Source organism: Arthrobacter sp. P4_H3 (assembly GCF_056400885.1).
Genome location: NZ_JBFUKK010000002.1, coordinates 183939 through 206303 on the forward strand (window position 1 = coordinate 183939; position 22365 = coordinate 206303).

Annotated in this window: 21 protein-coding genes; 12 read left to right on the forward strand and 9 right to left on the reverse strand. The window is 65.6% G+C overall.

The genetic code is table 11. The features are described from left to right. Positions 1–6: 6 nt before the first annotated feature. A complete protein-coding gene (locus AC1DRE_RS04185) occupies positions 7–555 on the reverse strand; it encodes a DoxX family protein (protein WP_476983465.1) in 549 nt (182 codons plus the stop codon). A 363-nt stretch (positions 556–918) separates the two neighbouring features. Here AC1DRE_RS04185 and AC1DRE_RS04190 point away from each other — a divergent pair, with 363 nt between their 5' ends. Continuing rightward, the gene (locus tag AC1DRE_RS04190) at positions 919–1707 is read left to right on the forward strand and encodes a sigma-70 family RNA polymerase sigma factor (protein WP_476983466.1); all 789 of its coding nucleotides are present in this window, start codon (positions 919–921) and stop codon (positions 1705–1707) included. Then, on the forward strand, positions 1704–1964 hold the full coding sequence (gene rsrA / locus AC1DRE_RS04195; RefSeq protein ID WP_028270137.1) for a mycothiol system anti-sigma-R factor: 261 nt from the start codon (positions 1704–1706) through the stop codon (positions 1962–1964). Before AC1DRE_RS04190 ends, rsrA begins: the two co-directional genes overlap by 4 nt. A 139-nt stretch (positions 1965–2103) precedes the next feature. Here rsrA and AC1DRE_RS04200 read toward each other — a convergent pair whose 3' ends face one another. The 6 genes from AC1DRE_RS04200 to AC1DRE_RS04225 form a co-directional block, all read right to left on the reverse strand. Continuing rightward, complete coding sequence (locus AC1DRE_RS04200; protein ID WP_104061284.1) at positions 2104–2178, reverse strand: 50S ribosomal protein bL37; 75 nt, start codon at positions 2176–2178, stop codon at positions 2104–2106. Positions 2179–2261: 83 nt separating this feature from the next. Next, on the reverse strand, positions 2262–2885 hold the full coding sequence (locus AC1DRE_RS04205; protein ID WP_476983467.1) for a PadR family transcriptional regulator: 624 nt from the start codon (positions 2883–2885) through the stop codon (positions 2262–2264). After that, the gene (locus tag AC1DRE_RS04210; protein ID WP_476983468.1) at positions 2886–3713 is read right to left on the reverse strand and encodes a DUF4097 family beta strand repeat-containing protein; all 828 of its coding nucleotides are present in this window, start codon (positions 3711–3713) and stop codon (positions 2886–2888) included. A gap of 80 nt (positions 3714–3793) precedes the next feature. Continuing rightward, positions 3794–5080, reverse strand: coding sequence for a serine hydrolase domain-containing protein (locus tag AC1DRE_RS04215; RefSeq protein WP_476983469.1), 1287 nt, complete (start codon positions 5078–5080; stop codon positions 3794–3796). Positions 5081–5202: 122 nt separating this feature from the next. After that, a complete protein-coding gene (locus AC1DRE_RS04220) occupies positions 5203–5802 on the reverse strand; it encodes a GDSL-type esterase/lipase family protein (protein ID WP_104172308.1) in 600 nt (199 codons plus the stop codon). A gap of 163 nt (positions 5803–5965) precedes the next feature. After that, positions 5966–9775 carry a multifunctional oxoglutarate decarboxylase/oxoglutarate dehydrogenase thiamine pyrophosphate-binding subunit/dihydrolipoyllysine-residue succinyltransferase subunit gene (locus AC1DRE_RS04225; RefSeq protein WP_476983470.1) on the reverse strand — a complete coding sequence of 1270 codons (3810 nt, stop codon included), beginning with the start codon at positions 9773–9775 and terminating at the stop codon, positions 5966–5968. Positions 9776–10046: 271 nt separating this feature from the next. Between AC1DRE_RS04225 and AC1DRE_RS04230 the strand changes: the two genes are divergently transcribed. The 6 genes from AC1DRE_RS04230 to AC1DRE_RS04255 all read left to right on the forward strand — a co-directional run bounded on the left by AC1DRE_RS04230 (position 10047) and on the right by AC1DRE_RS04255 (position 17260). After that, a complete protein-coding gene (locus AC1DRE_RS04230; protein WP_476983471.1) occupies positions 10047–11549 on the forward strand; it encodes a GuaB1 family IMP dehydrogenase-related protein in 1503 nt (500 codons plus the stop codon). 364 nt (positions 11550–11913) lie between these two features. Next, on the forward strand, positions 11914–13251 hold the full coding sequence (locus AC1DRE_RS04235) for a hemolysin family protein (protein WP_476983472.1): 1338 nt from the start codon (positions 11914–11916) through the stop codon (positions 13249–13251). After that, a complete protein-coding gene (locus tag AC1DRE_RS04240) occupies positions 13248–14318 on the forward strand; it encodes a hemolysin family protein (RefSeq protein WP_476983473.1) in 1071 nt (356 codons plus the stop codon). Before AC1DRE_RS04235 ends, AC1DRE_RS04240 begins: the two co-directional genes overlap by 4 nt. 134 nt (positions 14319–14452) lie before the next feature. After that, positions 14453–15418, forward strand: a complete 966-nt coding sequence (locus AC1DRE_RS04245; RefSeq protein ID WP_476983474.1) for a metal ABC transporter solute-binding protein, Zn/Mn family — start codon at positions 14453–14455, stop codon at positions 15416–15418. Positions 15419–15556: 138 nt separating this feature from the next. After that, positions 15557–16372 carry a metal ABC transporter ATP-binding protein gene (locus AC1DRE_RS04250; RefSeq protein ID WP_476983475.1) on the forward strand — a complete coding sequence of 272 codons (816 nt, stop codon included), beginning with the start codon at positions 15557–15559 and terminating at the stop codon, positions 16370–16372. After that, positions 16373–17260, forward strand: coding sequence for a metal ABC transporter permease (locus tag AC1DRE_RS04255; RefSeq protein ID WP_476983476.1), 888 nt, complete (start codon positions 16373–16375; stop codon positions 17258–17260). An 8-nt stretch (positions 17261–17268) separates the two neighbouring features. On the opposite strand, the gene AC1DRE_RS04260 is transcribed toward AC1DRE_RS04255, so the two are convergent. Beyond that, the gene (locus tag AC1DRE_RS04260; RefSeq protein WP_476983616.1) at positions 17269–17733 is read right to left on the reverse strand and encodes a Fur family transcriptional regulator; all 465 of its coding nucleotides are present in this window, start codon (positions 17731–17733) and stop codon (positions 17269–17271) included. Positions 17734–17877: 144 nt separating this feature from the next. Between AC1DRE_RS04260 and AC1DRE_RS04265 the strand changes: the two genes are divergently transcribed. Beyond that, the gene (locus tag AC1DRE_RS04265; RefSeq protein ID WP_476983477.1) at positions 17878–18534 is read left to right on the forward strand and encodes an MBL fold metallo-hydrolase; all 657 of its coding nucleotides are present in this window, start codon (positions 17878–17880) and stop codon (positions 18532–18534) included. Here AC1DRE_RS04265 and AC1DRE_RS04270 read toward each other — a convergent pair. After that, complete coding sequence (locus tag AC1DRE_RS04270; RefSeq protein WP_476983478.1) at positions 18531–19631, reverse strand: PLP-dependent cysteine synthase family protein; 1101 nt, start codon at positions 19629–19631, stop codon at positions 18531–18533. The genes AC1DRE_RS04265 and AC1DRE_RS04270 overlap by 4 nt on opposite strands. A 136-nt stretch (positions 19632–19767) precedes the next feature. Between AC1DRE_RS04270 and AC1DRE_RS04275 the strand changes: the two genes are divergently transcribed. From AC1DRE_RS04275 to AC1DRE_RS04285, 3 genes are all read left to right on the forward strand, one after another. Further along, positions 19768–20604 carry a sulfurtransferase gene (locus AC1DRE_RS04275; RefSeq protein ID WP_476983479.1) on the forward strand — a complete coding sequence of 279 codons (837 nt, stop codon included), beginning with the start codon at positions 19768–19770 and terminating at the stop codon, positions 20602–20604. Between the two features lie 62 nt (positions 20605–20666). Next, positions 20667–21848, forward strand: a complete 1182-nt coding sequence (locus tag AC1DRE_RS04280; RefSeq protein WP_476983480.1) for an NAD(P)-dependent alcohol dehydrogenase — start codon at positions 20667–20669, stop codon at positions 21846–21848. Further along, positions 21845–22273 carry an HIT family protein gene (locus AC1DRE_RS04285; protein WP_476983481.1) on the forward strand — a complete coding sequence of 143 codons (429 nt, stop codon included), beginning with the start codon at positions 21845–21847 and terminating at the stop codon, positions 22271–22273. Before AC1DRE_RS04280 ends, AC1DRE_RS04285 begins: the two co-directional genes overlap by 4 nt. Positions 22274–22365: the final 92 nt, after the last annotated feature.

Sequence of the window (22365 nt, forward strand, 5' to 3'; positions counted from 1 at the left end):
TCGTGCCTATGCTTTCACTGCGTGGTCCACGGCCTTGCGGACGGCCTTGTCGGCCTTCTTAAGTTGCTTGCCGGTGGTCTTGCGAACGTCCGACGTCAGGTGGCTGGCACCTTTGCGGGCATCAGCGGCCAGGTGTTCGGCCCGCCAGGCCAGGCTCGGCGTGCCGGCGGTGTCCACGGAGGCCAGCAGCACGCCGCCAGTGAGCGTGACGTTCTTGAGAAGCTGCGTGCGGCGTGCGTCCCGTGCTGCCTTGGACGTGATATCCGCGCTGCGCCACTCGACGTAGGCATTCAGAACTGAAATAACCGCGAGCACGGAGGCGGCGAGCCGGGCTGACTTGCCCAGGGCGAACAGCACGCCGGCGCCCACCTGGGTGCCACCGATGACCCGGGCCAGCACCTTTTCGTTCGTGGCGAACGGGAGGGTGTCCGCCGCACGCCGCAGCAGGGGGGACAACTGCGTCGCAGTGTCATCCGCGTTCTTGAGCTTGTCCAGGCCGGCGAGGACGAAACTGGAAGCCAGCATGGGCCGGGCGAGAAAACGGACTAAGGACATGAATTTCCTCCTGGGTGGACGAGCCGCGGAACTTCTGCGGGGGAACCGGTTCTAGTCTTGCACTTTTGCGGAATATTTGCCCGCCGGACGTGGTTGTGAAAAGCAGGTCCCAAGGAGTCAGGGGCCGCGCATGGGCGCGGCCTTGGGACGTTTGCGGACACCGGGCGGTTGCTCGCTCCAGCGTCAGCGCGGGGCGTTAACAACAAGGGCCCCCACAGTAAGGACACGGAGCGGAGATGGAGCTTGACATTGGTTAGGGACAGCGTGGAAGTCCTCGCTCCGTTGGAGTTCCCCGGAGGCGACGGCGAAGCCGGCGGACTCCCGCCGGGAGCTGCCGGACGCGTCACAGTAGACTTGAAGGCAATGAGCACCATTGACCCGGCCGTTGCGGCCATATATGAGGCTGCCGGAAACGACGCCAAGACCATCAGTGAGCCCCCGAAGGACGCTGCGGTCCGCCCTGGCGGCGCGCCGCAAGCTGCGGAGACAGACGCTGAGGAGACGGACGCTGCGGAGGCGGAAGTCGACGTGGTGTCCGAGACCACGGAGCAGCGCAGGCAGCGGTTTGAACGCGACGCCATGCAGTACGTCGACCAGCTCTATTCCGCTGCCATGAGGATGGCGCGGAACCCTGCTGACGCAGAAGACCTGGTCCAGGAGGCGTACACCAAAGCCTTCTCCGCCTTCCACCAGTACAAGCCCGGCACGAACCTCAAGGCGTGGCTCTACCGGATCCTCACGAACACGTACATCAACCTGTACCGCAAAAGGCAGCGCGAGCCGCTGCAGTCGAACTCGGACACGATTGAGGACTGGCAGCTGGCACGGGCGGAGTCGCACACCTCAACGGGTCTGCGCTCCGCGGAAGCCGAAGCGCTGGACCACCTTCCCGATTCCGATGTGAAGCGGGCCCTGCAGGCGATCCCGGAAGAATTCCGGCTCGCGGTGTACTTCGCTGACGTGGAGGGGTTCGCCTACAAGGAAATCTCGGACATCATGAACACCCCCATCGGCACCGTGATGTCCCGGCTCCACCGCGGCCGGAAAATGCTGCGGGACATGCTCGCGGACTATGCCGCAGAGCGGGGTTTCAAAGCCGCAACCGATTCAGGCGCAGCGGCCGAAAGCACAAAACAGGAGAACAGGAAATGAGCGACTGCCAGGGACTGGGCGATTGCGACGACGCCCGGATGCAACGTATTTACGAATACCTGGACGGTGCGCTGACACATAGCGACATCGCCGAGATCAAGGATCACCTGGACGGTTGCCCGGAGTGCCTTGAGGAGTACGATCTCGAGTGCGTCATCCGCAAGGTGGTCAAGCGGTCCTGTACGGAAGCCGCTCCGGAGAACCTGAAAAACGCGATCCTGGACCGGATCCACTCGATTCGTCCCGTGGAGGCTTAGCTCCCCGTCGGCGGTCCGACTGCCGGGTGGCCGCCAGGTCAGTTCCGGCAGCCCGCCCCGGATTGTTAAAGCGAAGGGCCCCGGAAACCATGTGGTTTCCGGGGCCCTTCGCTTTAAAGCTCATGTTCCAAACCGTAGTTTAGGCGTTGGGGCGCTTCCCGTGGTTCGCGCCGCCACGCTTACGGTCACGACGTTTACGTGCTCGCTTGCTCATAGCTGGCCTCCTTAATCTTGGTACTCAAAAGAGCTGCCCTCAAGTCTCCCACATCACGCGACGGCCCGCGAACCGAGTCAGGCTCAGTGACTGTCGGCCTTCAGCGAGTTACGGATGGATATCCGGGCCTGATCCAGTACCGTTCGGATCGTTTCCAGGGTGACGCCGCTGATGGGGGCGGAGCCGGCCCTAACCCGAAGCTCAACCCGGAGGCTGTCCCTGAATGCCTGGAGCAGCATTTCCGCTTCTTTGAGCGTTCGGTCGCTTTCGGGGCCATGCCGGGTGGCGCGGTCGGGAAATGCGGCGGAACGTGCTGATGACCTCGCAGCTTCCGCGGTAGCGGCAAGATCGGCCCGGAGTCCGCGCATATTGGCGCGGGTGTCCTCGCGCAGGTTGTCGGCCAGCCTGCGCACGGAGTCCGAAATATCATTTTCGACTCCGGCGAGTTCGTCCCTTCGCCGGTTGAGCTCCACCAGCCCGGCGGGCGTGATGCGGTAGTTGGTGCGGCGCCCCGCGGACTCCGTGGCCACTAGCCCCTCTTCCTCCAGCTTGCCGAGCCGCGGGTAGATGGTGCCGGCGCTGGGGGAGTAGGTTCCCCCGAACCGCTCGCTGAGGGCCTTGATGAGTTCGTAGCCGTGTTTGGGGCCGGACTCCAGCAGGGAGAGGAGATAGAGACGCAGTGCGCCATGGGCGAAGACCGGAGGCATCTAGGCCCCCGAGTCGGCTTCTGCGGGCGACCCGCTGTGGATGATGGACGTCTTGCCGGAGATGGAGTTGGTCCGGACCAACATAAGCTGCGTATCCGGGCCGGCGATGGTTTGGACCTTGCCGCCGGGCTGGACGTATTTGTGGTCGTCAATGACCACGGCGCCGCTGGCGGACTTTGCCACGATGTCCACGCCGACGTCCTGGGGCACCCGGACCGTGAGGTCGCCTGACACTGAATTCGCCCCGAAGTCGTGGGTGAAGCCGTGCAGGTCAAAGCTCATGTCGCCGCTCACGGTGTTGGCGCGGATGTTGCTGAACCGGCCGGAGGCAGTGACTTCGCCGGAGACGCTCTTGGCGGTGAGGACGCCGTCGTGGTTCCGGGCGATGACTTCGCCGCTGACCGTGTTGACGTGGAGCTCGCCAGCCGTGCCGTCCGCCATGACTGATCCTGAGACGGTATTCAGCCTGGTGTGCCCGCTGATCCCGGAGACGAGGCCGTCGCCGCTGACGGTACCGGCTTCGACTTCGACTCCGGCCGGGAGCGCAATGCTGATCACGATGGAGTTGGTGCTGTTGTTGTGGACTGTTCCCATCAGGTTCTTGAACCAGCCCTGGGCGCCTTGAAGCTGGTGGCGCACCTCAAGCCTTCCGTTGGCCAGCGTCACGGTCAGCGGGTCGCCGTGTATTTCGGAGACTTCGATCCGCGTGACATCCTCGGCGTGGGTGACCACATCGAACCGGCCCCGGATGATTCCGAGTTTGAGTGACCTGACGCCGTCGACGTCGATGGTCTGCGGACCGGTGACGGTCCAGGAGTTGTCGTCCACAGTTCCTCCAAGTTGCGATATATCGTGAATATGAATTGACGATATATCGCGTCTTGGCCAAAAGCAAGAGTCCACAGCCGTTAGCTGTAGAGCTTCCCGATGAGGGTGCGGGCGATGGCCGTCGCCGGGTCCCGGCCGTCCGGCGTTGGGGCCAGGTTGGTCCAGACAATCAGGGTGACCTTGTTCCCGGGGTCATAGCCGGCGAAGCTGTTGAACCCCGGCAGTTCACCGGTGTGCCCGAAGAGGTTGCCGAATTTTGCGATGCCCAGCCCGTAAAGGGCGCCGCCCGGGTCGTCGGCCTTAACCGGCTGGAGGCTGTCCAAACGCAACTTCTGCAAGTCGGGCCCGAGCACCTTCCCGCCGCCTAGCGCCTCGGCCCAGGTGGCCAGGTCCTCCGCCGTCGAGATTCCCGCCCCGGCGGCCCAGCCCCATGACGGGTTCATGGCTGTCTGGTCTGTGGGCTGGAGCGTCCCGTCCGCGGCAGCCTTTTGCATGTCCTCGGGGAGGGCCGGATCGTCGAGGGTCAGCACGTTATTCCCGAACATGTACCCCTGCGGATGCGGGGCGGGAATCTCGTTGGACGCCCGCTCGGGAAACACGGATCCGGTCAGGCCAAGCGGCGTGAACAGCCTGTCGCGGAAGGACGCTGCCAGCGGTTTACGGTCCAGGGCTTCCGCGATCAGGCCTAGGAGCACCGTATTCGTATTGGAATAGTGGAAGCCCTCGCCGGGAGGAAAGTACGGCGGGTTGCGGAAGGCAACGGCGAGCAGTTCGTCGGTGTTCCACGTCTTCCCGGGATCCGAGTCGAGGACCTGGTTTATTTCCTGGGCCTCCGTGTAGTTGTAGAGCCCGCTGCGCATCGTCAGTAGCTGCTCGATGGTGATGCTGGCACCGTTCGGTACATCCGGGCGGTAGTCCGCCACCGGGTCATCGAGCTTGATCCTGCCTTCCTGGACCAACTGCAGGATGACCGTGGCGGTCCATGTCTTGGTGATGGAGCCGATCCGGACGTGGTCTTCCGGCGTCACCGGATCGGATCCGCCAATGCTTCGCACGCCGTAGGTGCGCGTGAGGTTACCGCCAGGGGTCCGCAGCAACATCACTGCCCCGGGGACGCGCAGTTCGCGGGCAGCTTCGCTGAAGGTCTGCTCAAGCGCGGCCTGGTCAAAGGGGTGCAGCGCACTGTCGCCCGATGACGGTGTCGGTGGACCTCCGGTGGCGTTGGACGGCGACGTTGGGGCTGAGTCCGACCCCGGGCTGGACGGAACCGGAGACTGGCCCGGACTGCACCCTGCCAGGGCAAGCATCAGTGCCACGGCCAGGGCTGCGGGGGCAAAGGAGGCCTTGGAATTTCCGGGAGCGGTCATGACCCACAACCTTCTGTCGACGGCGCTATGGGGCCATTGGGTCACGGGCGCGACTCAGGTGTCGAGCCTTACCGGGTGCGGTGCAGCGAATTGCCCGCGGCGCCGCGGCAGGGATGTGGTTCTTACTCCGGAGCGGCGATGCCGAGCCACTGGAACCAGCCGCGGTGCAGCACCAGCCAGGCCATCAGTCCGTAGCCGGCCTGTCCCGGTGTGCCGCTGTTGGCGGCGAGGTCCTGGCGCCACTGCTCGTGGTTGAGCAACGGCGAAAACGTGTCAACGTAGAGGTGCTTGCGCCGTGTGGTGACGTCCGCGAACGCCGTGTTCAGTTCACCCAACCGCCGGTTTTGCGCCGGATCGAGCGACGGCGGCGGGCCCACCACAAAGACCTCGATTTTGTTCTGCGATGCGGAGTCCAGGATGTTGGCGAGGTTCAGCCGGCTGCGGGCCGTGGACAGCCCGAACTCGACGTCGCGCCCGCTGAGCCCGATCACGAGCCGGTTTTCGTGGTTGTTGCCGAAGCGACGCCCCGCCTCGTCAAGCCACCGTGCGGCCAGGCCTTCGGTGCCTTCCTGCGGACAGGGGAGGGCATAGCACTCGACGGTGATGCCGTCCTGCGGAGTGCGGGCCAGCACGCGGCCCAGCCAGCCCAGCGCCCGGGGATCGCCCAAGCCGGCCAACAGTTCATCTCCAACAGCCGCAATCCGCAGCTTCCTGTCTTCCACGACTACCTCTTTACCTCAATATGCAACTAAATTCAGCGTTCCATGGAAACGGGCTCCCGGCCAACTCCGGCGGCGGACGGTCTGTTGACGGCAGCCCCTTCCATTAAGCAGCGCTGCCCGGCCGGAGTCGTGAATTTCGAGCTCCGACCGGGCAGCGTTCAAGCTACTTCCGTGCGAACGCCTGCTTAAGGAGGGCATCCTGCTCCGCGGCGTGCCGCTTCATGGAACCGGCGGCCGTGGAGGCCGAGGCCGGACGGGAAACCAGCCTGACCCTGCGGTCCAGTGCCTCGGGCAGGTTCAGGCCCATGAACGGCCACGGACCCTGGTTGGCCGGTTCGTCCTGTGCCCACACCACTTCGGCGTTCGGGTACTTGGCGAGCTCGGCAGCGATTTCAGCGGCGGGCAGCGGGTAGAGCTGCTCGACGCGGACGATCGCGGTGGTCTTGTCGCCGGTCTTCTGCCGGGTGGACAGGAGATCGTAGTACAGCCGGCCGGAGACCAGCAGCACACGCTCGACAGCGTCTGCCTGCAGGTGCTCGTGCTCGCCGATGACGGGCCGGAAAGCGCCCGTCGTGAAGTCCTCCACGGACGAGGCTGCGGCCTTCAGGCGGAGCAGCTGCTTGGGCGTGAAGATGATGAGCGGCTTCCGCGGCCGGCTGTACGCCTGGCGGCGCAGGAGGTGGAAGTGGGAGGCCGACGTCGTGGGGTTGGCCACGATCATGTTCTCTTCGGCGCACATCTGCAGGAAGCGCTCGATCCGTGCCGACGAGTGGTCCGGACCCTGGCCTTCGTAGCCGTGGGGCAGCATGAGCACCAGCGAGGACCGCTGGCCCCACTTCTGCTCGGCCGAGGAGATGAACTCATCGATGATGGTCTGGGCACCGTTGACGAAGTCACCGAACTGCGCTTCCCACAGGACCAGTGCGTCAGGGCGCTCCACCGAGTAGCCGTACTCAAAGCCCATGGCGGCGTATTCGGACAGCAGGGAATCGTAGATCCAGAGCTTGGCCTGGTCATCGGAAAGGTTGCCGAGGGGCAGCCACTCGTTGCCGTTGGCGCGGTCGTGGAACACAGCGTGGCGCTGCACGAAGGTGCCGCGGCGGGAGTCCTGGCCGGCAAGCCGGACGGGGACGCCTTCCATGATGAGCGAGCCGAAGGCTGCGATCTCGCCAAAGCCCCAGTCGATGCCGCCTTCGCGTGACATCTGTTCCCGCTTTTCCAGCAGCTGCTTGAGCTTGGCGTGGACGGTGAAGCCCTCGGGGATTTCAACGTGTGCCTTGCCGATGCGCGCCAGGGTTTCGGCGGAAATCGCGGTGGAGGCCGGTGCGTTGATGCCGAAGTCGGCCTGCTGGGCGATGGGCCGTTCGATGTCCGACACGGCAGCGGAATCCGCAGTGATGATCGGGATCGGGGAGGTCTGGGCCGCGTGGGTTTCTGCGAAGACGCGTTCCAGCCGTTCCTGGTAGTCGCGGAGCAGCTGCTCGGCTTCTTCCTCAGTGATGTCGCCTCGGCCGATCAGCGATTCGGTGTACAGCTTGCGCACCGAACGCTTGGCTTCGATCAGGTTGTACATCAGCGGCTGGGTCATCGAGGGGTCATCGCCCTCGTTGTGCCCGCGGCGCCGGTAGCAGACCATGTCGATGACGACATCCTTGTGGAAACGCTGGCGGAATTCGTAGGCGAGCTGGCCGATGCGGACCACAGCCTCAGGGTCGTCGCCGTTCACGTGGAACACCGGCGCCTGGATCATCTTGGCGACGTCCGTGGAGTAGGTGGAGGAACGTGACGAGGACGGCGCGGTGGTGAAGCCGACCTGGTTGTTGACCACCACGTGGATGGTACCGCCGGTGCGGTAGCCGCGCAGCTGGGAGAGGTTGAGCGTTTCCGCCACCACACCCTGGCCTGCGAAGGCGGCGTCACCGTGCACCATGATGGGCAGCACGGGGAAGGCCTCGCCCTGGTCCAGGCGGTCCTGCTTGGCGCGGACGATGCCTTCGAGGACCGAGTCCACGGCCTCGAGGTGCGAGGGGTTGGCCGCGAGGTAGACCTTGGTCTCCTTGCCGTTATCCGACGTGAAGGTACCCTCGGTGCCGAGGTGGTACTTGACGTCGCCGGAACCCTGCACGGAGCGCGGGTCCTGGGTGCCTTCGAATTCGCGGAAGACCTGTGCGTAGGTCTTGCCGGCGATGTTGGTGAGCACGTTCAGGCGGCCGCGGTGGGCCATGCCGATTGCGACTTCGTCGAGGTTGTCGTCGGCCGCATCGGAGATGATGGCGTCCAGCAGCGGGATCAGCGATTCGCCGCCTTCCAGCGAGAACCGCTTCTGGCCCACGAACTTGGTCTGCAGGAAGGTTTCGAAGGCTTCCGCGGCATTGAGCTTGGATACGATGCGCAGCTGCTCTTCGCGGCTCGGCTTGGAGTACGGGTGCTCCAGCTGGTCCTGGAACCACTTGCGTTCGGCCGGGTCCTGGATGTGCATGTATTCGATGCCGGTGGTGCGGCAGTAGGCATCGCGGAGCACGCCCAGGATGTCGCGGAACGCGAGCATGGGCTTGCCGCCGAAGCCGCCGGTGGGCCACTCGCGGTCCAGGTCCCACAGGGTCAGTCCGTAGGTGAGGACGTCCAGGTCAGGGTGCTTGCGCTGGACGTACTCCAGGGGATCGGTGTCCGCCATGAGGTGGCCGCGGACACGGTAGGAGTGGATGAGCTGCTGGATCCGGGCGACCTTGTTGATCTGGTCGGCGGGGTCAACCTGCAGGTCCGGGCTCCAGCGCACGGGTTCGTACGGGATGCGCAGGGACTCGAAGATCTCGTCATAGAAGTTCTGCGCGCCCAGCAGGAGCTGGTGCACGAGCTTCAGGAATTCGCCGCTGCCGGCACCCTGGATGACGCGGTGGTCGTAGGTGGAGGTCAGCGTGAGGACCTTGCTGATGGCGTTGTGCGCAATGATCTTCTCGCTGGCGCCCTGGAACTCGGCCGGGTAATCGAGTGCGCCGACGCCGATGATGGCCGCCTGACCCTTGGAGAGGCGCGGCACCGAGTGCACGGTGCCGATCCCGCCCGGGTTGGTCAGGGACACGGTGGTGCCCGAGTGGTCATCCGCGGTCAGCTTGCCGTTGCGGGCGCGCTTGATCAGGTCCTCGTAGGTGTGCCAGAACTCGGAGAAGTTGAGGGTCTCCGCCTTCTTGATGTTCGGCACCATCAGCAGGCGGGTGCCGTCCGGCTTGGGCATGTCGATGGCGATGCCGAAGTTCACGTGTGCCGGCTGGACCGCTACGGGCTTGCCGTCCACTTCGTCGTAGTAGACGTTCATGGAGGGGAACTGGGACAGCGCACGGATGACGGCATAGCCGATCAGGTGCGTGAAGGAGACCTTGCCGCCGCGGGCACGGGCCAGGTTGGAGTTGATGACCACGCGGTTGTCGATCAGCAGCTTGGCAGGGATGGCCCGGACGCTCGTGGCGGTGGGAACCTCCAGGCTGGTGACCATGTTGGAGGCGATGGCCTTCGCCGGCCCGCGGAGGACGGAGACGACGTCCTCTTCGGGTGCCGTGGGGGCCTTGATGTTCTTGGGCAGCTGTGCCGGGATCGGCGAGGTGCCTGCGGACTCGGGCTTCTTTGCGCCGTCGCGGGCAATAGTGGCAGGAGCTTTCTTTGCCGGGGCCGCCTGCGGCTGGGCAGCGGCGGGCTGGGCAGGAGCAGCCGGCTTGGCAGGGGCTGCCGGCGACGCTGCCGGTGCTGCCGCAGCGGGGGCTACAACTGGAAGTTCGCGAGTTGCGGGGTCGGCGGGCGCCGGTGCCCCCGAGGTCCCGTTGGAAGACGAGCTGTCACCGGCGTCGAAGGATTCGAACAGCGGCCACCACTTGGCATCAACCGTGTTCTTGTCCTGCTGGTAACGCTCGTACAGTTCGTCAACGAGCCACTCGTTTCCGCCAAATTCCTCTGGTAGACGGTGGCTAGGCTGCTCTGGCACTTGAAATACGCCTCTTCCATGAGTTTGATTTCCCTCTGGTCGCCTTCGGTGCCTCAGCACAACAATCGAACCAGTTTCTGCGTCCTGTGAACCCAGACCTTTGCCAGTCTAGTGACGATTCTTGGTTAACTGCCAATAAGGGTGACCCAAATCATGTAGCGGCGAAACTATTGCGGGAATAAGCCTCCGGAGCCGTCCCCGGCATCGTCCCTCTGGGGGTGCGCCCTCGCCTAGACTCGCAGGGAGAACCCCTTTTCGATGAGGAGCAGACGTGCGTTTTCTGAGTGAACCGTCCACCGACCTGACTTATTCGGATGCCTTCCTGGTGCCCTCGCGTTCGGACGTGACGTCACGGCTGGATGTGGACCTTGCAGCCGACGACGGCACCGGCTCGTCCATCCCGCTGGTGGTGGCCAACATGACGGCCGTGACCGGAAAGCGGATGGCCGAGACGATGGCCCGCCGCGGCGGGCTGGCGGTCCTGCCGCAGGACGTTCCGCTGGAGGTGCTTCGGGACGTCACAGCCTGGATCAAGTCCCGCCACACGGTATTCGAAACTCCGGTGAGCCTGATGGCCTCGGAAACCGTCATTGACGCCCTCCACCTGATGGGCAAGCGGCCGCACGGGGCAGTAGTGGTGGTGGACGACGCCGGCAAGGTTGCCGGAGTGGTCCGGGCGGCGGACTGCGAGGGGCAGGACCGTTTTGCCTCCCTCGCGTCCGTGATGCGGCAGTCCCTGGTGCTCGACGCCGCCGATTTCGACGCCGCCGATTTCGGCGCCGGTGCCGGCACCGCGGACAGGGCAGGAACAGGCCCGGCCGCCCGTGATGCCTCGCTCCGTGCTGCTTTTGCCGCCATGGACTCCGCGGGTACGGACTTCGCGCCCGTTCAGCTGGGCAGTTCCCTCGCCGGGGTCCTCACCCGCAAGGGCGCGCTCCGTTCCACCATCTACCGGCCGCTGCTGGATGCGGAGGGGAACCTCAAGGTGGCTGCCGCCGTCGGAATCAACGGTGACGTGGCGGGCCGGGCAGCGGAACTCCTGGCCGCCGGAGTGGACGTACTCGTCATCGATACGGCCCACGGGCACCAGCAGAAGATGTTCGACGCCCTGGCGGCCGTCCGCAGCCTGGACCCCTCCGTTCCCCTCGTGGCCGGCAACGTCGTGACCGCGGATGCCACCCGCGAGCTGATCCACGCCGGCGCGAACATCGTCAAGGTGGGCGTTGGCCCGGGCGCCATGTGCACCACCCGCATGATGACCGCGGTCGGTCGACCCCAACTGTCCGCCGTGCTTGAGTGCGCGGCTGCGGCGCGCGCCGCGGGAGGGCGGATCTGGGCTGACGGCGGCGTGCGTTACCCGCGTGACGTTGCCCTGGCACTGGCGGCAGGGGCAAGCCAGGTGATGATCGGCTCGTGGTTCGCAGGAACCCACGAAAGCCCGGGGGATCTGCAACCGGATGTGAACGGCCGTTTATATAAGGAGAGCTTCGGCATGGCGTCGGCCAGGGCAGTGCAGAACCGCAACCAGCGTGAAGGCGCCTTCGAAAAGGATCGGAAGGCGCTCTTCGAAGAAGGCATATCCACGTCGCGCATGTATCTGGACCCCGCCCGGCCGGGTGTGGAGGACCTCGTGGACATGATCACCGCCGGACTTCGCAGTTCCATGAGCTATGCCGGCGCCGCCGACCTCGCCGGCTTCCGCGAGCGTGCCGTTGCCGGAATCCAGTCTGCAGCCGGCTACGAGGAAGGCCGGCCCGTTCCGCAAAGCTGGTGAGGGGTGCGGGCGTTGGCGCGGCGGCGGCTGCCGGCCGCCGCACCGGTACGCCGTGGCTGCTCCTGTAGACTGAAACTCTTATGGACAGTAAATCTAGGTGCCGGCCTGGGGGCTGTCAGCGGAGCAGGAACACCAGCTCCCCGCAGCACACCCACAGAGCCGGCAAACCCCGTTCACGCGCCCATCACTCTGCAGCAGTTCACTCCGCCGCAGCCTTTCAGGAAACAGGGTCGGCACCGGCCGACCATCCTCCGCCGGCCAGTTTCCCCGGCAACACCTTCCACTCTTTGCCCTGTGGATCCCCGGCGCCCACTGATCCCGGGAAGGGACATCTGCTCGCCGGACATCCGGAGGCCAGCCGCTGATGGAATGGTTTTTGCTTGGAGCAGGCCTCCTGCTCATCCTTGGCACGGGCTTCTTCGTCGCCGTCGAGTTTTCCCTCGTCGCCCTTGACCAGGCCACGGTCCAGCGGGCCGTGGACAACGGCGACGCCGCGGCCGTGCCGCTGCTCAAGTGCCTCAAATCGCTATCGACCCAGCTTTCCAGCTGCCAGCTGGGCATTACCCTGACCACCCTGCTGACCGGCTACGTTATGGAGCCATCCGTCGGACAGCTGCTGGAAGGTCCGCTGGCCGCGGCCGGCGTTCCCGAGGCGGCAGCGGCGTCAGTATCCCTGGTGCTCGCCATGACCATCGCCACCCTGCTGTCGATGCTGATCGGCGAACTGGTCCCCAAGAACATGGCCATTGCGCTCTCGCTGCCCATCGGCAAGGCAGTGGCGCGCCCGCAGCTGGTGTTCACCGCGATCTTCAAACCGGCCATCGTCGTGCTCAACGGATTCTCCAACAAGGTGCTGAACGTCTTCGGACTCGAAGCCAAGGAAGAGATTTCGGGGGCGCGGACACCGGCCGAACTGGCCTCCCTGGTGCGGCGCTCGGCCGCCATGGGAACGCTCGACGCCGGCACGGCCAACTTCATCGACCGGACGCTCAAGTTCTCCGGCCGCACGGCCGCGGACGTTATGACGCCCAGGATCAGGGTGGAGACCATCGCGGCCGAACAGCCGGTGTCGGACATTGTGGACGCCGCGAAGCGCACGGGGTATTCGCGTTTCCCGATCATCGGCGAGTCCGCGGACGACATCCGCGGCCTGGTTCACGTCAAGAAAGCAATTGCCGTGCCCTGGGACCGGCGCGCCAACCTCGAAGCCGGCGCCATCATGACGGATGTGCTGAGGGTGCCCGAAACCATCCACCTGGATGCACTCCTGGCTGAACTGCGGGAAGGAAACCTGCAGCTCGCCGTCGTGCTGGACGAATACGGCGGCACGGCCGGCATTGCCACTCTGGAAGACCTCGTCGAGGAAATCGTCGGCGAAGTCGCGGATGAACACGACAAAGTCAGGCCCGGGCTCCTCCAGAGCGCTTCGGGTGACTGGTACTTCCCGGGGCTGCTGCGCCCGGACGAGCTCTCGGAACAGATTCCCGGCCTGACAGTTCCCGATGAGTCCGCCTACGAGACGGTCGGCGGCTATGTCATGAGCCAGCTCGGCCGGATCGCGGTGGTGGGGGACAGGGTCGACGTCGGAGGCGGAACACTGAGCGTGACCCGCATGGAGGGCCGCCGGATCGACCGGATCTGTTTCAAGCCATCTCCTGTCCACGGCGAAGAGCATGTTGCCGGCAAGGGAGGCACCGTATGAGCGACTGGGTAGGAATCCTGTGGCTCGTCATCCTCCTGATCGGCAACGCCTTTTTCGTGGCTGCGGAGTTCGCCGTGATGTCGGCGCGCCGGAGCCAGATCGAGCCGCTGGCGGAAGCCGGGTCCATGCGGGCCCAGACCACGCTGCGGGCCATGGAAAATGTCTCGCTGATGCTGGCCTGTGCACAGCTGGGCATCACGGTCTGTTCCCTGCTCATCCTGCAGGTGGCTGAACCGGCGATCCACCACCTGATGGCGGCGCCTCTGGAAGCAGTGGGCCTGCCGATGGAAATCGCCGATGTCGTGGCGTTCGCCGTGGCGCTCCTCGTGGTGACCTTCCTGCATGTGACCTTCGGCGAGATGGTGCCGAAGAACATTTCGGTTTCCGTCGCGGACAAGGCGGCCCTGTTGCTGGCGCCGCCGCTCATGTTCATTGCGCGGCTCGTGAATCCGGCCATTGTGGCCCTCAACTGGTCCGCAAACCACATCCTCCGCGCCATGCGGATCGAACCCAAGGATGAGGTCAACTCCTCGTTCACGCTGGAGGAAGTCCAGTCGATCGTGCAGGAATCCACCCGGCACGGGCTGGTGGACGATGATGCCGGACTGATCACGGGTGCATTGGAATTCTCGGAACATACGGCCTCCCACATCATGGTCCCGCTGGACAAGCTGGTCATGATGAAAGCGGCCACCACGCCGGTTGAGTTCGAAAAGGCTGTGAGCCGCACCGGGTTCTCCCGCTTCCCGATGATGGATGAGGACGGCATGCTCTCGGGATACCTCCACATCAAGGATGTGCTGTCCATTCCGGAAGGCGACTACGAGCATCCGATTGCGGAAAGCCGGATCAGGTCGCTGGCGAACCTGTCCATGGACGACGAGATCGAAAAAGCGATGTCCGTGATGCAGCGCACCGGTTCGCACCTGGCGCGCGTCATCGGGCCCGACGGGAACACCCGGGGCGTGCTGTTCCTGGAAGACGTGATCGAGCAGCTGGTCGGCGAGATCCGCGATGCGACGCAGGCGAAGGGTATCCGCCGGCTGGGTCAGCCGGACGGAGAGTAGCCGCCGGCAGCGCCCGCGCTTGACCGGTGTAGCCCTAAATAGGAATCATTCCCATTTAGGGCTACACTCGTCTTGTTGCTAATGCTCCTGATTCTCATGTAGCAAGTCCTAACAACCAGATCCGAGGTCCTTCCGTGCGCCGTTCAGCCGTCCTTTCCGTCACCGCCCTTGCCGGCCTGAGCATGCTGCTGTCAGCCTGCAGTACGACGGCGGGCAGCCAGCAGGAGGGTTCCGGCGCCATCGAGGTGGTCACCTCTACGAACGTCTACGGGGACATCGTCCGCGAAATCGGCGGGGACAAGGTCAATGTCAAGGCACTCATCACCAAGGCCAGCCAGGATCCGCATTCCTACGAGGCCACCACCCAGGACAAACTGGCGGTCTCCAAAGCCAAGCTGGTCGTTGAAAACGGTGGCGGCTATGACGACTTCATCCACAAGCTTGCCGATGACAGCAACCTTGGCCATGACAACATCATCAACGCCGTTGAGGTGTCCGGGCTTGCCCCCGAGGAGGAGCCGGCCGCCGGTTCCACAGCCGAGGCCGACGAGCACGGTCACTCCCATGACCACGGCGCCTTCAACGAACATGTTTGGTACAGCCTCGGCGCCATGACCAAGCTGGCCGATGCCGTTGAGGCCAAACTCGCAGCGCTGGAGCCGGCCTCGGCCCAGACCTTCCAGGCCAATGCCGCCGCGTTCAAGCAGGAGATTTCCGGGCTCAACGCGCAGGTCACCGGCCTCACGGCGACGTCCGCCCAGGCGCCCGTGGCCGTCACGGAACCTGTACCCCTCTACCTGCTCGAAGCCGCCGGCCTGGTGAACAAAACGCCGGCCGACTATACGGCCGCGATCGAGGAAGGCTCCGATGTGCCGCCCGCGGCGCTCAAGGAAGCCACGGAACTGGCCGGTTCAAAGGACATCAAGTTCCTGGCGTACAACACGCAGACCGAAGGCCCGCAGACGCAGGCCCTCAAGAAGGCGGCCGAGGGAGCAGGGGTTCCGGTGCTGGACTTCAGTGAAACCCTTCCCGACGGGAAGACCTACGTTCAGTGGATGACCGCCAACGTGGACAGCATCAAGCAGGCGCTGGTCAAGTAGCCTGCCGCAACTTGACCGCTGGCAAAACGCCGCAACTGGACCGCCGGCAGCGGACCGTGCCGGATTGAACCATCCTTGGGCGGGCCGTCCTAAGATGGTGGGGGCGCTTCGCCCCGCATGAATCGAGGATATAGAACGTTGAAACCGGTAGTGAGCCTCCGCGGAGCCACCCTGAAGTTCGGCAAACGGACGCTCTGGGAGGACCTGGACCTCGACATCAATCCCGGCGAGTTCTTTGCCGTCCTCGGCCCGAACGGCAGCGGAAAGACCACGTTCCTGAAGGTCCTGCTGGGACTCCAGGAGCTCCATTCCGGGTCCGCGACCTTGGGTGGCCGACCGGTGGAACGGGGCAGCAACCTGATCGGCTACATTCCGCAGCAGAAATCATTCGCACCGGACACGCCCCTGCGCGCCCGGGACCTTGTGGGCCTGGGCGTTGACGGCCACCGCTGGGGCCTGCGGGTGGGTGCCGCCAAAACCAACCGCCGGATCGATGAACTGCTGGACCTTGTAGGCGCCACGGAGTATGCCAAGGTGCCGGTGGGTCAGCTCTCCGGCGGTGAACAACAGCGGCTCAGGGTGGCCCAGTCGCTGGCCGCGGATCCGCAGGTCCTCCTGTGCGACGAGCCGCTGCTCTCTTTGGACCTCCAACATCAGCAGGCTGTGAGCGCACTGATCAACAAGCAGTGCCGCAGCCAGGACAGCGCCGTGGTCTTCGTGACGCACGAGATCAACCCGATCATCGATTACGTGGACCGCGTCCTCTACCTTGCCGGCGGACGGTTCCGGGTGGGCACGCCGTCCGAAGTGATGACTACCGAGGTGCTCTCCGACCTCTACGGCAGCCGGGTGGAAGTGATCCACGCCAACGGCCGGATGATCGTGGTGGGGCTGCCCGAGGCCGCAACGCACCACCACGAGGACGCACACTCCGTGGCAGGGGAGGCGGGCTAAATGGATTTCGACAGCATCCTGCGAGCCATTTTCAATTTCGAGAACTACGGCGAGCTCCTGGCCCTGGTGCAGAACTCCATCTGGGCTGGCGCGCTGCTCGGCCTCCTGGGCGGCCTCATGGGCACCTTCGTGATGAAGCGCGACCTCGCTTTCGCGGTCCACGGAATCTCCGAGCTATCCTTCGCCGGCGCAGCCTTTGCGCTGCTCATCGGGGCAGACATCGTTTTCGGATCCCTCATCGGTTCGGTGCTCGCGGCGCTGCTCCTGGGAGTGATGGGCGTCCGCGCCCGGGACAAGAATTCCATCATTGGCGTGATCATGCCGTTCGGCCTCGGCCTGGGCATCCTGTTCCTCTCGCTTTACGAGGGGCGGGCTTCAAACAAGTTCGGACTCCTGACGGGACAGATCGTGTCTGTGGACACCGTCCAGCTCCAGGTGCTGGCCACGGCCGCCCTGGTGGTGATGATTGCGCTGGTGGCGATCTGGCGTCCGCTCACTTTTGCCAGCGTGGACCCGGAGGTGGCGGAAGCGCGCGGTGTGCCCGTCCGGACGCTGGGCATCGGCTTTATGGTGCTGCTGGGAATCAGCGTGGCGCTGTCCATCCAGGTAGTGGGGGCACTGCTGGTGCTCGCGTTGCTGATCACCCCTGCGGCCGCGGCGCTGCGCGTGACGTCCTCACCCCGGCTGGTGGTGACACTCAGCGTGGCCTTCGCGGTGACTGCCACGGTGGGCGGGATCATGCTTGCCCTGGGCGGCCGGATTCCGATCAGCCCGTACGTGACCACGCTGTCGTTCCTGATCTACGTTGTGTGCCGGACCGTCGGTGGTGTACGGGCCGGGCGCGGCCTGAACGGGCGTGTGCTCCCGGCGGAGGCCGGAGCGGCTTAGGCGTACGCCTAGCCTCCCGCGGCCTTCCGTGCAGTGCAGTCCGGGCACAGGCCGTAGATCTCCACGGTGTGGGCCACTTCGGTGTAGCCGTGTTCCGCTGCAGTCCGCGCGGCCCAGGTCTCTACCGCGGGAGCCTCGACTTCCACGGCCTTGCCGCAGTTGCGGCACAGCAGGTGATGGTGGTGGCCGGTGACGGCGCACCTCCGGTACACGGCCTCGCCCTCGCCGTTGCGCAGGACATCCACCAGCCCGTCGTCGGCGAGCGACTGCAGGATCCGGTAGGCAGTGGCCAGCGACACGGAGGTGCCCTGGTTCTGCAGGATCCGGTAGAGCTCCTGGGTGCTGACGAAGTCGTCAAGCTCATCCAGGGCGGCGCTCACCGCCAGTCGCTGCTTGGTGACACGCTGCTCCCTGCCGCCGGTGGCAGCCGGTGCGGCTAGCTTGGTGCCGTCGGCTTTGGCGCCGTGGGCCATGGATGGACTCGCTTCCCTGAGGGGTGTTGGCAATGTCCAAGATTACCAGCCGGGGGTTCATGGGCATTGCCGTCCATATGCATTGCCGTCCACATGCATGGCCGTTCATGGACACTGCCGCGCGGGCCACCCTAGGCTGGCTCCATGAAGTTGACCAAATACACCCACGCCTGTGTCCGGCTCGAGAAGGACGGCCAGGCGCTCGTGCTGGATCCCGGCACGTTCTCCGAAACCGGCGCGGCCCTCGACTCCGCCGGTGCCGTCCTGATCACGCACGAACACGGCGACCACGTTGATGTTCCGGCCGTAGTCGGGGCCCTGCAGGGCAACGATGCGCTGCAGGTCTTTGCACCCGCTGGTGTAGCAGCGAAGCTTCGGTCCGAGGCGCCGTCAGCGGCCCCGCGGATCCATGCCGTGGACCCGGGCTCGACGTTCACGGCTGCCGGATTCGATGTGCGGACCTTCGGCGGGCAACACGCGCTGATTCACCCGCAGATACCCGTGGTGGCCAACATCGGATACCTCATCGACTCCAATGTGTACCACCCGGGGGACTCCTTCGTTATTCCGGACGGCATCGCGGTCCGGACGCTCCTGGTGCCGGTCCACGCGCCCTGGAACAAAGTGGGCGAGGTGGTGGACTTCGTCATCGGGGTCCGTGCCGCCAAGGCGTTCCCCATCCACGACGCCCTGCTGAACGAAACCGGACTCGGCCTCATTGAAGGGCACGTGAAGCGGTTGGGGGCCAAGTACGGCACGGAGTATGCGCACCTTTCCAGCGGCGATTCGGTCGAGGTCTAGCTCCCTCCGGGCCAGGATCCTTTATCGAAGAATTCCCTGATGGTGGCCTCGTGCGGCCGCGGGTCCAGGCCGCGCGCCTGAAGCCACGCGTCGTTGTAGTAACTCCCCGCGTACCGGTCTCCGGCGTCGCACATCAGCGAAACCACGCTGCCCTGCGTCCCGTCCGCGACCATCTCCGCGATCAGCTGCCACACGCCCCAGAGGTTGGTCCCGGTGGATGGTCCCGCGTGCAGTCCTGCGAGGCCACGCAGGTGCCGCATCGCGGCCACCGACGCGGCATCGGGCACCTGGATCATGTGGTCGATCACGGCGGGCACGAAGCTCGGCTCCATCCGCGGCCGGCCGATTCCCTCGATGCGGGAAGGCAGCCCCGTGCTGAAGTCGGCCACGCCGTCCCTCCAACCGGGGTAGAAGGCGGAGTTCTCCGGGTCCACGACGGCGAGTTCCGTGTCGTGGCGGTGGTAGCGCAGGTACCTGCCGATGGTGGCGCTGGTGCCGCCGGTGCCCGCGCCCACCACGATCCACCGGGGGATGGGGTGCTCTTCGAGGGCCAGCTGCCCGAAGATGGACTCGGCGATGTTGTTGTTCCCCCGCCAGTCGGTGGCACGCTCGGCGTAGGTGAATTGGTCCATGTAGTGCCCGCGGGTTGTCGTGGCGACTTCCTCCGCGGCCGCGTACACCTCCGAGGCGTGGTCCACCAGGAGGCAGGAGCCGCCGAACTGCTCGATCAGGTCGATCTTCTCCGGACTGGTGGTGCGGGTCATGACGGCGATGAACGGCAGGCCAAGGAGCTGGGCGAAATAGGCCTCGGAGACGGCCGTGCTGCCGCTCGAGGCCTCCACGATGGTGGTGCCTTCCCGGATCCAGCCGTTGACCAGGCCGAAGAGGAACAGCGAGCGTGCCAGCCGGTGCTTGAGGCTGCCCGAGCGGTGCGTGGATTCGTCCTTCAGGTACAGCTGGACGCCCCAGTGTTCCGGCAGCGGGACGGAGTAGAGATGCGTGTCCGCCGACCTGTTGTTTTCGGCGTTGATCCTGCGGACGGCTTCATCGGCCCAGGCGCGGTCCTGGCTGCTCACGCGGTTACCTGCTCTGCTCACCGATTCAGCCTACCCGGGACGGCGGGCCACCACGGCTACAGTTGGAATCGGCTGGCCGCCGGCAGCAAAGCCTTGCGCCTACGCGCGCTTCCTGCACCGGACCGGACAGCCTGTCATCCGAACCAAAGGAGATTTGATGAACCCCCTGATGGACGTGTCCGCGCTGAACCACCGGATGACCTCCGGTGAGCGCACCGTTCTGCTGGACGTGCGCTGGGCGCTGGGCGATCCCCACGGCCGCGAGCACTACCTGGCGGCCCACATTCCCGGCGCGGTCTACGTTGACCTGCCCACCAAGCTGGCAGCGCCGGCGGATCCGGGCCAGGGCAGGCATCCCTTACCGCCGCTGCAGCAGTTCCAGGAATCGGCGCGGTGCTGGGGCATCCGGAACAACGACGTCGTGGTGGCGTACGACGACACGGGCAGCACTGCTGCGGCGAGGCTCTGGTGGATGCTGCGCGACGCCGGTCTTTCCACCGTCTTCCTGCTCGACGGCGGCTTGTCCGCCTGGCGGGCGGCCGGATACCCCGTCGAAGGCGGCCTCGAACAGGCATCGCTGGGCGACGTCACGCTGACCGAGGGTGCGATGCCGGTGATCGGTGCGGGCCAAGCGGCGGAGTGGCCCGGGCGCGGCGTGCTGCTGGACGCGCGGGCGGGGGAGCGCTACCGCGGTGAGATCGAACCGGTCGATCCGCGGGCAGGGCACATTCCCGGCGCGGTGAGTGCCCCCACTGCCGGAAACGTCGGAACCGACGGACGGTTCCTGCCCCCGGATGAGCTGCGGGACCGTTTCACTGCCCTGGGGGTGCGTCCGGACGTGCCCACCGCCGTCTACTGCGGCTCAGGCGTAACGGCAGCGCACGAAATCGCTGCCCTGGAAATCGCCGGCTTCCCGGCGGCGCTGTATCCCGGATCGTTTTCCCAATGGTCCAACGACCCAGCGAACGAGGTGGCCACGGGGGCAGCTCCCTAAGGGTGGCACCGTTTGCCCGGCTCCGATTGGAACAGCGGACGGGGCGGGGGTAGCGTCGGAGCATGACTCCCGGACGACCCGTACCGCCGCCCCTTGCCAAGCCCATCCCCGGCACTCCGATCCCTGAGGCCGCACCCCATGCCCCTGGATCCACACCTGTTTCCAGCCCGCGGCTGGCCGCGGCGTACGGCGCCACGGCCAGCGACAGCGGCCTTGTGCCGCTGACCGTCGCCCGCCGGGCTCCGAAGGACGACGACGTCGAGATCGCCATCGAATTCTGCGGGCTCTGCCACTCGGACGTGCACGCAACACGCGGCGAGTGGGGCGCGCAGAAATACCCGCTGGTGCCCGGCCACGAAATCGTCGGCCGCGTCCGCCGGGTAGGTGCCGCCGTCGGGGATTTCGCCCCGGGGGACCTCGTCGGAGTGGGCTGCATGGTGGATTCCTGCCGGGAATGCGACAGCTGCCTGGACGGTCTGGAGCAATATTGCGAAAACGGCATGACCGGCACGTACGGGGCAGCGGATGCCCGCAACGGAAACTCCGTCACCCAGGGCGGCTACGCGACCTCGGTGGTGGTGGACCGCCGCTATGTGCTGCGGGTTCCGGAAAACCTTGACCCCGCCGCCGTTGCGCCGCTGCTCTGCGCCGGCATCACCACCTACTCACCGCTGCGGCATTTCGACGTCGAGGCCGGGGACGTCGTGGGAGTGGTGGGACTGGGCGGACTGGGCCACATGGCCGTGAAGCTTGCCAAGGCCATGGGCGCCGAGGTGAAGGTGTTCACCACCTCCGAATCGAAGTTTGAGGCGGCCCGCGAACTTGGCGCCGACGATGTCATCCTGTCCCGTGACGAAGCGTCCATGGCAGCTGCAAACCGGACCATCGACGTCATTATCGACACGGTCGCGGCACCGCATGACCTGAACCCCTACTTCCGGACCCTGCGCCTGGACGGAGCGCTGTTCCAGCTGGGCCTGCCGTCCGAGGCAATGCCGCCGGTCAACCCGGGGACCCTGATCCGGCGCCGGATCGCCTACGCGGGCTCCCTGATCGGAGGCATCGCGGAGACCCAGGAGATGCTGGAATTCTGTGCCGAACACGGCGTGGTGTCCGACGTTGAGGTGGTGCGCGCCGACCAGCTGAACGAGGCTTATGACCGCATGGTGGCAGGCGACGTCAAGTATCGTTTTGTCCTGGACACCAGTACCCTCGGGACCCCATCGGAAAAGGCAGACGCATGAGCACCGTTTTCACCAAGATCATCAACGGCGAGATCCCCGGACGGTTCGTCTGGCGCGACCGGGACGTTGTGGCGTTCCTGACCATGGGCCCGCTCGCTGACGGCCACACCCTGGTGGTTCCCACTGAGGAAGTGGACCGCTGGACGGACGCCCCGCCCGCGCTCCTGGCCCGGGTGATGGAGGTTGCCCGGAAGATCGGCGCGGTCCAGGTCGATGTTTTTGATGCCGCACGGGCCGGACTGATCGTTGCCGGGTACGAGGTCAACCACCTCCACGTCCACGTGTGGCCGTCCAACTCCATGGCTGATTACGACTTCGGTTCGGCCGACCAGAATCCCGATCCCGCAGAGCTGGACGCCAACGCCGAGAAACTCCGCGAAGGGCTCCGCAGGGCCGGCCACGGAGAGCACGTTCCCTCCGCCTGACGCGCGTTCCCTGCCCGGCAGGATTCCATCGAGCGCGAACGGACACTTGAGGCCCTCCTTGGATGAAGGGCCTCAAGTGTCCGTTCGCGCAT

Coding starts and splice junctions, on each gene's coding strand:
- AC1DRE_RS04280 (WP_476983480.1), top strand. CDS start 20,667: ATGACTCCCGGACGACCCGTACCGCCGCCCCTTGCCAAGCCCATCCCC.
- AC1DRE_RS04265 (WP_476983477.1), top strand. CDS start 17,878: ATGAAGTTGACCAAATACACCCACGCCTGTGTCCGGCTCGAGAAGGAC.
- AC1DRE_RS04240 (WP_476983473.1), top strand. CDS start 13,248: ATGAGCGACTGGGTAGGAATCCTGTGGCTCGTCATCCTCCTGATCGGC.
- rsrA (WP_028270137.1), top strand. CDS start 1,704: ATGAGCGACTGCCAGGGACTGGGCGATTGCGACGACGCCCGGATGCAA.
- AC1DRE_RS04235 (WP_476983472.1), top strand. CDS start 11,914: ATGGAATGGTTTTTGCTTGGAGCAGGCCTCCTGCTCATCCTTGGCACG.
- AC1DRE_RS04275 (WP_476983479.1), top strand. CDS start 19,768: ATGAACCCCCTGATGGACGTGTCCGCGCTGAACCACCGGATGACCTCC.
- AC1DRE_RS04190 (WP_476983466.1), top strand. CDS start 919: ATGAGCACCATTGACCCGGCCGTTGCGGCCATATATGAGGCTGCCGGA.
- AC1DRE_RS04205 (WP_476983467.1), bottom strand. CDS start 2,885: ATGCCTCCGGTCTTCGCCCATGGCGCACTGCGTCTCTATCTCCTCTCC.
- AC1DRE_RS04185 (WP_476983465.1), bottom strand. CDS start 555: ATGTCCTTAGTCCGTTTTCTCGCCCGGCCCATGCTGGCTTCCAGTTTC.
- AC1DRE_RS04215 (WP_476983469.1), bottom strand. CDS start 5,080: ATGACCGCTCCCGGAAATTCCAAGGCCTCCTTTGCCCCCGCAGCCCTG.
- AC1DRE_RS04260 (WP_476983616.1), bottom strand. CDS start 17,733: ATGGCCCACGGCGCCAAAGCCGACGGCACCAAGCTAGCCGCACCGGCT.
- AC1DRE_RS04285 (WP_476983481.1), top strand. CDS start 21,845: ATGAGCACCGTTTTCACCAAGATCATCAACGGCGAGATCCCCGGACGG.
- AC1DRE_RS04255 (WP_476983476.1), top strand. CDS start 16,373: ATGGATTTCGACAGCATCCTGCGAGCCATTTTCAATTTCGAGAACTAC.